Source organism: Streptomyces sp. CC53 (assembly GCF_001865245.1).
Lineage (GTDB): Bacteria > Actinomycetota > Actinomycetes > Streptomycetales > Streptomycetaceae > Streptomyces.
The window spans coordinates 25,883-26,736 of the sequence record NZ_MKXB01000056.1 but is presented as its reverse complement, the minus strand read 5'-3'; the positions used below and the strand labels follow the sequence as shown (position 1 = coordinate 26,736).

Below are 854 nucleotides of genomic sequence, written 5' to 3'. Positions count from 1 at the left end.
CCTCCCTCCTCCCTCCTCCCTCCTCCCCTTCCGTGCCCGTGTCGCCGGCTCGTCGTCGTGCGGCGCCGTGTGTGTCACGGTCGTTTGCCTGCCCGGCACGTCACCGTCCGGTCCAGCGCCTTTGGCCGACTCGGCGCGGGCCGTTGGCCTGTGCCTATGCGCGTGCTGCTGCCTTGGCCGCCGGTGGCACGGGCCGACTCGCCCCCCGGCACCCCTGCCCTCCGTAGCCGGGTCGTCCGTAGCCGGGTCCTCCGTTGCGTGCCGTCTCGTGTCGACGGCCTGTCTGTCTAGCGGCCTCGCGTCGACCGCCCTGTCGCGTCCGTGTGGTCGGGTCCCGGCCTGTGAAGTCCGGTCTCCGGGGCGGCGCCGCCTCCCGAGTCGGCTGGCGCGGGTATGCGGGTGCGGTCACGGGTCGGCTGCGAGGGGCAGGAGGCGGGAGGGTGGGCGGTGCAGGAGGCGGGGTGGGAGCAGGGTCAGGGGGTCGAGGTAGGTGTCGCCTCGGCGGAGGCCCCAGTGGAGGCAGCCGGCGGCGCAGTGCGACGCCGGGTCGTCGGTCGTGGTGGCGATGATCTGGCCGGTGGTGACGTCGGTGCCCGCGGGGGTCAGGCCGCGGACGGGTTCGTACGTCGTGCGCAGCGGGGTCGTGCCGGGTGGTGCGGGCAGGGTGACGGAGAGGGTGCCGCGGCCGCCGACGGGGCCGCTGAAGGTGACGCGGCCGGCGGCGGCCGCGCGGACGGGGGTGCCGGCCGGGGCCGCCAGGTCGATGCCGCGGTGGCCGGGGCCGTAGGGCGTGGTGGGTGGCTGCCAGCCGCGGATGATGCGGGGGCGGGGCGGGCCGAGGGGCCAGACGCCGG

The 854-nt window shown here is 76.9% G+C and carries 1 protein-coding gene; it reads right to left on the bottom strand.

Annotated elements, in window-relative coordinates; all coding sequences use genetic code 11:
• Positions 1-405 precede the first annotated feature (405 nt).
• On the bottom strand, positions 406-854 hold a 449-nt coding region (locus BJP40_RS05155; protein ID WP_071278940.1), incomplete at its 5' end, for a M23 family metallopeptidase.